The organism is Pseudomonas sp. NPDC085632, from assembly GCF_044541255.1.
GTDB lineage: Bacteria > Pseudomonadota > Gammaproteobacteria > Pseudomonadales > Pseudomonadaceae > Aquipseudomonas.
On the sequence record NZ_JBITSX010000055.1, the window covers coordinates 38682 to 44681 of the forward strand.

A 6000-nucleotide genomic window follows, 5' to 3' on the forward strand; every position below is an offset into this window, starting at 1 on the left:
CGAATAGCGTTCAGCTCCCCGCGGGTGAAGAATTACTTAATAGAACGCACCGCTGTAACAATAAGGCACATATGTTTTAAGGCAATTTGAGTGCCATGGCACAGTTCTTAATTGATTGCCTGATTGATATATAACCTAGCGGTATTTATGCAATTACATAAATACCGATCGGCTATATAGAGAGTTATAACGGATTCAGGAGCGGGGAGCGTACGCGAACACGTCCGCGCGCATTTGATGGGCGTCCATCCCTGCTTCGACCAAGGCATCGAGCGTGCCGTAGACCATGGCCGGCGAGCCGCTGGCGTAGACGTGCAGCGGTTTCAGGTCAGGGAAGTCCTCACAGACCGCCTCGTGCAGCATGCCGCAGCGCCCTTCCCAGCCACATTGATCGCTGACGACTTTGTGCAGGAACAGGTTGGGCAACTTCAGCCATTCGTCCCAGTGTTCGATCTCATAGAAATCTTCCGGACGGCGCACGCCCCAGTACAGATGCACGGGGTGTTTGAAGCCGTTGGCGCGGCAGTGTTCGATCAAGGCGTGAATCTGGCCCATGCCGGTGCCAGCGGCGATCAGCACCAGCGGCCCTTCCGGCAGCTCGGCCAGATGCGTGTCACCGAATGGCAGCTCGACATGCACCATCGCGTTGCGTTGCAGCTGCTCGATCAGGCTCAGTGCACTGGCTTCGCGCGCCAGCACATGGATTTCCAGATCACGCCCGCCGTGGGGTGCCGAGGCCATGGAGAACGCCGACTTCTCGCCGTTCTCGCGCTCGATCATCAAATACTGCCCGGCGTGATAGCGCGGCGGCTTGCCCGCCGGCGCCCGCAGACGCACGCGCCAGGTGTCGCCACCGACGTCGCGGCATTCGATGACCTGACACGACAGGCTGCGCACCGGCAGTTCTCCCAGCGCGAGCACGCCATCCCAGAGCAGGATGCAGTCTTCCAGCGGCTCGGCTATGCAAGTGTAGAACTCGCCGTGGTCGTGCACCTTGCCGTCCTGCGCGACGCTACCTTCAACCAGCAGCGCCGCACACACGTGACAATTGCCGTTGCGGCAGCTTTGCGGGCATTCGTAGCCCAGGCGCCGCGCACCATCGAGAATCCGCTCACCGGGCTGTATCTCAAGCACTGCTCCGGAGGGCTGCAGGGTTACACGCATCAATCTATTCCTAACTGATTCCAGAGGGCATCGATCCGTTGGGTGACGGCGTCGTCCTTGACGATCACGCGGCCCCACTCGCGAGTGGTTTCGCCCGGCCACTTGTGGGTGGCATCGAGACCCATTTTCGAACCCAGGCCGGAGATCGGCGAGGCGAAGTCGAGGTAGTCGATCGGCGTGTTATCGATCATCACCGTATCGCGCTTGGGGTCCATGCGCGTGGTGATGGCCCAGATCACGTCGTTCCAGTCGCGGGCGTTGATATCGTCGTCGGTAACGATAACGAACTTGGTGTACATGAACTGTCGCAAAAACGACCAGACACCGAGCATCACGCGCTTGGCATGCCCCGGATACGACTTCTTCATGGTCACGATGGCCATGCGGTACGAGCAGCCTTCCGGCGGCAGGTAAAAGTCAGTGATTTCCGGGAACTGCTTCTGCAGGATCGGCACGAACACTTCGTTCAGCGCCACGCCGAGGATCGCCGGCTCATCCGGCGGACGGCCGGTGTAGGTGCTGTGGTAGATCGGTTTGATCCGGTGGGTGATGCGCTCGACGGTGAACACCGGGAAGCTGTCGACTTCGTTGTAGTAACCGGTGTGGTCGCCGTACGGGCCTTCATCGGCCATTTCGCCGGGATGGATCACGCCTTCGAGGATGATCTCGGCGGTGGCCGGCACTTGCAGGTCGTTGCCACGGCACTTGACCAGCTCGGTGCGGTTACCGCGCAAGAGCCCTGCGAAAGCGTATTCGGACAGGCTGTCCGGCACTGGCGTCACGGCGCCAAGGATGGTCGCCGGATCCGCGCCAAGGGCCACGGACACCGGGAACGGCTGGCCCGGATGCTTCTCGCACCATTCGCGGAAGTCGAGGGCGCCGCCACGGTGGCTGAGCCAGCGCATGATCACCTTGTTGCGGCCGATCACTTGCTGACGGTAGATACCGAGGTTCTGGCGTTCCTTGTTCGGGCCTTTGGTGACGGTCAGGCCCCAGGTGATCAGCGGGCCGACATCGCCGGGCCAGCAAGTCTGCACCGGCAGCATCGCCAGATCGACGTCGTCGCCTTCGATGACCACTTCCTGGCACACCGCATCCTTGACGACTTTCGGCGCCATCGAGATGATCTTGCGGAAGATCGGCAGTTTCGACCACGCGTCCTTCAAGCCCTTCGGCGGCTCCGGTTCCTTGAGGAAAGCCAACAGCTTGCCGATTTCGCGCAGTTCGCTGACCGACTCGGCGCCCATGCCCATCGCCACCCGTTCAGGGGTGCCGAACAGGTTGCCGAGCACCGGGATGTCGTAGCCGGTGGGCTTTTCGAACAGCAACGCCGGGCCCTTGGCCCGCAGCGTGCGATCGCACACCTCGGTCATTTCCAGCACCGGCGAGACGGGAATCTGGATGCGTTTCAACTCTCCGCGCTGCTCAAGCTGCTGCACGAAATCCCGAAGATCCTTGAATTTCATTGACGATGGCACCCTCAAAATAGGCGTACATCCTACCTGCTCTGACGGGCAAACAGCAGCCCGTCAGTGTCCGGCATCGCTCAATTGTGGCTCGTGCCCAGCAGGATCGGCGCAAACAACGCGCTCAGTCGGGCACTGCCGACGTCGGAAAGATGGTCGGCATCCTTGTACTGCGAGTGGCCGTCGACATCGATGGCGCAGAGCCCTTCCTTGCACATCAGCGGCGTTGGATCGATGACGTGCACACCAGAATCCGCGGCACTCATCGCGCCAAACAAATCACTGAAGAACCGCTGGCGCGCCAGATGCTCGTTGAGCGGGCGACCGAGGCCTTCAGCCGAGCGCCCGATGCGCGCCAGGCTGGTCAGGCGGTCGATGTAATTCTTGTGTTGCAGCGGCACCTCCTTGAACAGCCAGACTTGCACACCTGCCGCGCGCAGTTCAGCCACTTGAGCCTTGAGCCCTGCGGCCAGACGCTGTTCGGCTTGTGCCCTGTTGTCTTTGCGATCGAGCAGGAACTGTTTATCGCCGTCGCCATCTTCGCGACCATAAATGTACAGACTCCAGTTCGCCGCCAGGACCACGTCCTTGATCCCTCGCTCAAGCACCAGCGCCATGTTGCGCTTGTTGAAGTCTTTGCATTGCTGGCGCAGGTGCTCGTCGACAATCGGCGGGCACGCCGTCAGGCTGTACAACCAGACCGGCTGTGCATCGCGACCGGCAGTGCCTGCAATGGCCGGCAACAAGGCCGCGGTGTGACTGTCACCCCAGAACATCTTTGTCGGGGCGACCTCTTGATCGCTACCCACCCGACAGACCTTGTCCAGCGCCTTGTCCGTGCTCAACTGCATGCATTCGGTTTGCCCGGCTTTCCACTCCCGGGACTGCGCGTACTCCAGCGCTTTGCCGGTCAGACGCTGTGGAACACCGTCTGCCGAGCGAATCACCGAGCCGGTAATCACCAGAACAGTGATCGAGACCAACCCACCGACCAACACCGAGTTACGGCTGGCAAACACACGTTTCTCACGAAAAGGCAGCTCGATATAGCGCAAGCTCAGCCAGGCCAGAGCCAACGCCAATGCCATCCAGCCGAGCGCCTCCAGCGGCTGGATGCCGTCAATGGAGATCGCGTTGGCATAGACGTAAACCGGCCAATGCCAAAGGTAAAGAGAATAGGAAAGCAGACCGATCCACACCAGCACCCGCAGGCTCAGCAGGCGCCCGGCCAACGTTGTGCCCTGTGCACCTGACCAGATCAGTGCCGTTGTGCCCAGCACCGGCAACAGTGCCGCCCAGCCGGGAAACACCGTGGTCTTGTCGAAACTGAACACCGCCAACAACACCGCCGCCAACCCGGCGACGCCGACGGACTCACGCAGCCACGGCCGCGCAACGTGTTTTGGCACAGGCATAACCGCCAACATGGCACCGCAGAGCAGCTCCCAGGCGCGGGTCGGCAGAGCGAAAAACGCAAATTCAGGTCGGCGCTCGATGTAAACGATGTTCAGGCCAAACGAAACCAGCAGCACGGCGAACAGCATCCAGCGCCAGTGACGGACGTAGCGCATCATCAGCACCATCATCAACGGGAAGAAGATGTAGTACTGCTCTTCCACCGCCAGCGACCAGGTATGCAGCAATGGCTTGAGCTCCGAAGCAGGTTCGAAGTAGCCGTGGTCGCGCATGAACAGAATGTTGGAAATGAACAAGGACTGATAACGAATCGTACGTCCTAGCTCGGCAAGGTCCTTCGCCGTCAGCAGCAGCCAACCCAATGCCAGTGTAACCAGCACCATCACGGTCAATGCCGGCAGGATGCGCCGGGCCCGACGCCCCCAGAAATCCACAAAGCTGAAGCGCTGCGCGCTGATTTCACGGAACAGGATCGAAGTGATCAGGAACCCGGAAATGACGAAGAAAACATCGACGCCGACAAAACCGCCGCTGAACGTACTGAATCCGAAATGAAACAGTACAACGGGGATGACTGCCAGAGCCCTTAATCCGTCGATATCACGGCGATTGCCAAACGTGTGCATGAAAAACCTTTCTCGTTCTGGATACAAAGCCCTGGAAAGCGCGAAAGTTATCAGCAGCGTACATTTCAATCCATATACAAATAATCCGACGCAAAAAAAAGCGCCCTTTCGGGCGCTTCTTTTCAAGCGGCTTGCGTATTACTTGCGCTTCATCGACAAGAAGAACTCGTCGTTGGTCTTGGTCGTCTTCAGCTTGTCGACCAGGAACTCGATGGCAGCCACTTCGTCCATCGGGTGCAGCAGCTTGCGCAGGATCCACATACGCTGCAGTTCGTCGTCGGCCGTCAGCAACTCTTCGCGGCGGGTGCCGGAGCGGTTGATGTTGATGGCCGGGAACACGCGCTTCTCGGCGATCTTGCGATCCAGAGGCAGTTCCATGTTGCCGGTACCCTTGAACTCTTCGTAGATCACTTCGTCCATCTTCGAGCCGGTTTCAACCAGCGCGGTGGCGATAATGGTCAGAGAGCCGCCTTCTTCGATGTTACGCGCCGCACCGAAGAAGCGTTTTGGCTTCTCAAGGGCGTGGGCATCGACACCACCGGTCAAAACCTTGCCGGAGCTCGGGATCACGGTGTTGTAGGCACGGGCCAGACGGGTGATGGAGTCGAGCAGGATCACCACGTCTTTCTTGTGTTCAACAAGGCGCTTGGCCTTCTCGATCACCATTTCGGCAACCTGCACGTGACGGGTCGGCGGCTCGTCGAAGGTCGAGGCAACCACTTCGCCGCGCACGGTGCGCTGCATTTCGGTTACTTCTTCCGGACGCTCGTCGATCAGCAGCACGATCAGGTGAACTTCAGGGTTGTTACGGGCGATGTTCGCTGCGATGTTTTGCAGCATGATCGTTTTACCGGCTTTCGGCGGTGCAACGATCAGACCACGCTGGCCTTTGCCGATCGGGGCGCACAGGTCGATCACACGACCGGTCAAGTCTTCGGTGGAACCGTTACCGGCTTCCATCTTCATGCGCACGGTCGGGAACAGCGGGGTCAGGTTCTCGAAGAGAATCTTGTTTTTCGCGTTCTCGGGACGATCGAAGTTGATCGTGTCGACCTTGAGCAGGGCGAAATACCGCTCGCCTTCCTTCGGAGGGCGGATCTTGCCAACGATGGTGTCACCGGTGCGCAAGTTGAAGCGGCGGATCTGGCTTGGCGAGACGTAGATATCGTCCGGGCCGGCCAGGTAGGAAGCGTCAGCGGAGCGCAGGAAGCCGAAGCCGTCCTGGAGAATCTCCAGCACGCCATCACCGGAGATTTCCTCGCCGCTTTTCGCGTGCTTTTTCAGCAGGGAGAAAATCACGTCCTCCTTGCGAGAACGGGCCAAATTTT

The 6000-nt window shown here is 59.7% G+C and carries 4 protein-coding genes; all 4 read right to left on the minus strand.

Annotation, left to right across the window (positions count from 1 at the left end; genetic code table 11):
- Positions 1-195: 195 nt before the first annotated feature.
- Positions 196-1164 (minus strand): CDP-6-deoxy-delta-3,4-glucoseen reductase, encoded by a 969-nt coding sequence (locus tag ACIF4X_RS25420; protein ID WP_397484190.1) that lies wholly within the window; start codon positions 1162-1164, stop codon positions 196-198.
- Positions 1164-2630, minus strand: coding sequence for a 4-hydroxy-3-polyprenylbenzoate decarboxylase (gene ubiD / locus ACIF4X_RS25425; protein WP_397484191.1), 1467 nt, complete (start codon positions 2628-2630; stop codon positions 1164-1166). The genes ACIF4X_RS25420 and ubiD overlap by 1 nt, the downstream gene beginning before the upstream one ends.
- Before the next feature lie 80 nt (positions 2631-2710).
- A complete protein-coding gene (locus ACIF4X_RS25430; RefSeq protein WP_397484192.1) occupies positions 2711-4672 on the minus strand; it encodes an acyltransferase family protein in 1962 nt (653 codons plus the stop codon).
- A gap of 138 nt (positions 4673-4810) precedes the next feature.
- On the minus strand, positions 4811-6000 hold a 1190-nt coding region (gene rho / locus ACIF4X_RS25435), incomplete at its 5' end, for a transcription termination factor Rho (RefSeq protein WP_397484193.1).

What these genes read in the sequence shown, in the direction of transcription:
- ACIF4X_RS25420 (WP_397484190.1), bottom strand. Translation starts at nt 1,164, where the DNA reads ATGCGTGTAACCCTGCAGCCCTCCGGAGCAGTGCTTGAGATACAGCCC.
- ubiD (WP_397484191.1), bottom strand. Translation starts at nt 2,630, where the DNA reads ATGAAATTCAAGGATCTTCGGGATTTCGTGCAGCAGCTTGAGCAGCGC.
- ACIF4X_RS25430 (WP_397484192.1), bottom strand. Translation starts at nt 4,672, where the DNA reads ATGCACACGTTTGGCAATCGCCGTGATATCGACGGATTAAGGGCTCTG.